Genomic DNA, 2,144 nt, shown 5'->3' on the forward strand with positions numbered 1-2,144 from the left:
CGCGCGGAGGCTGGCCCGGCTGGCCGCACTGGCCGATGAGGAGGGCCGCCCGCTGGTCCCGTCCGCGCACCCGTACCGCTGGTGGGGCATGTTCGAGCCGACCGAGAGCAAGGTGCCGCTGCGCGACCGCGACCAGCCCGTCGTGCTCTCCGGAAGCGCCCTCGACCAACTCGCCAACACCTGCGCCCTGCAATGGTTCCTGGGCCGCGAGGTGAAGGCCGACGCCCCCGCGACCGCCGCCCAGGGCTTCGGGAACGTGGTGCACGTCCTCGCCGACGAGGTCGCCTCCGGGCGCACCCCCGCCGACCTGGCCGTCCTCATGGAACGCCTCGACACCGTGTGGAACGCGCTCGCCTTCGACGCGCCCTGGAAGTCGGCGCAGGAGAAGGACAACGCGCGCGTGGCGCTCGAACGCTTCCTGAAGTGGCACGTCGACTCCAACGGCGTCCGCACCGGCCGTACGCCGGTCGCCAGCGAGCACGACTTCGACGTCACCCTCGAAGCGGGCGACTACGAAGTGCGCATCCGCGGCTCCATGGACCGCGTCGAGACGGACGGCGAGGGACGCGCCTACGTCGTCGACTTCAAGACCGGCAAACAGACGCCGACCGCCCGCGAGGTGGAGCGCCACCCCCAGCTCGCCGTCTACCAGTTGGCGGTCCGCGAGGGCGCCGTCGACGAGGCCTTCGACGGAGTACGCCCCGAACCGGGCGGTGCCGAACTCGTCCAGCTGCGCCAGGGCGCCGCCCAACGGGACGGCGGCGAAGCCCTGCCCAAGGTGCAGGCTCAGGAGCCCCTGGAGGGGGAGTGGGCCGGTGAACTGCTGGCCACGGCCGCGGGCAAGGTCCTCGACGAACGGTTCACGCCGAAGGCCGGCCAGCACTGCACGCACTGCGCGTTCCGGGCCTCGTGCAGCGCGCGGCCCGAGGGACGACACGTGGTCGAGTAGCGCGCGTGACACATCGCACCACATGTGCTGACCTGCGCTTCTTCTGCCCCTGAGGGCGATTGGTCCTCGACTGTCAGTGGCCGCCGCTAGCCTCTCCGACATGCCCGCCCGTATCACCGATCCCGATCAGCTCAAGGAGCTCCTCGGCATCCCCTTCACCCCGGAGCAGACGGCCTGCATCGTCGCGCCGCCCGCCCCGCAGGTGATCGTGGCCGGAGCCGGGTCGGGCAAGACGACGGTGATGGCGGCCCGTGTGGTGTGGCTGGTCGGCACCGGCCAGGTCGCCCCGGAGCAGGTCCTCGGCCTGACCTTCACCAACAAGGCCGCCGGTGAACTCGCCGAGCGCGTCCGCAAGGCGCTGATCAAGGCGGGCGTCACCGACCCCGACGTCATCGACCCGGACAACCCCCCGGGCGAGCCCGTGATCTCGACGTACCACGCCTTCGCGGGCCGCCTCCTGACCGACCACGGCCTGCGCATCGGCCTCGAACCAACAGCCCGCCTGCTCGCCGACGCCACCCGCTTCCAGCTCGCCGCGCGCGTGCTGCGCGAAGCCCCCGGCCCCTATCCGGCGCTCACCCGCTCCTTCCCGGACCTCGTCAGCGACCTCCTCACCCTCGACGCCGAGCTGTCCGAACACCTCGTACGCCCCGAGGCGTTGCGCGCGTACGACGCCGAGCTGCTGCGCGACCTGGAGGGCCGCAAGCTCAGCAACCCCGAGCTCCGCAAGGTCCCCGAGGCAGCCGCCGCCCGCCGTGAACTCACCGAACTGGTGAGCCGCTACCGGACCGCCAAGCGTGAGCGCGATCTGCTCGACTTCGGCGACCAGATCGCCCTGTCCGCGACCCTGGCGCGCACCCGCCCCGAGGTCGGCGAGATCCTGCGCGACGAGTTCCGGGTGGTGCTGCTCGACGAGTACCAGGACACCTCGGTCGCCCAACGCATCCTCCTGGCAGGCCTGTTCGGCGCCGGCACGGGCCACCCGGTGACCGCCGTCGGCGACCCCTGCCAGGCGATCTACGGCTGGCGCGGCGCGTCCGTCGCCAACCTCGACGACTTCCCCGAACACTTCGCGCACGCCGACGGCCGCCTCGCCGCCCGCCAGGCGCTCAGCGAGAACCGCCGCAGCGGTGGCCGCCTCCTTGACCTCGCCAACAACCTCGCGGAACCCCTGCGCGCCATGCACGCGGGCGTG

General features: G+C 72.3%; 2 protein-coding genes. Both read left to right on the forward strand.

The features are described 5' to 3' along the window. Positions 1-949: RecB family exonuclease (locus R6V09_RS51650; RefSeq protein ID WP_317888329.1), on the forward strand; the 949-nt coding region annotated here is incomplete at its 5' end. A gap of 100 nt (positions 950-1,049) precedes the next feature. Next, positions 1,050-2,144 (forward strand): ATP-dependent helicase (locus R6V09_RS51655; RefSeq protein ID WP_317888330.1); only part of this gene is annotated, 1,095 nt, incomplete at its 3' end.

Source organism: Streptomyces sp. W16 (assembly GCF_033194735.1).
Taxonomy (GTDB): domain Bacteria; phylum Actinomycetota; class Actinomycetes; order Streptomycetales; family Streptomycetaceae; genus Streptomyces.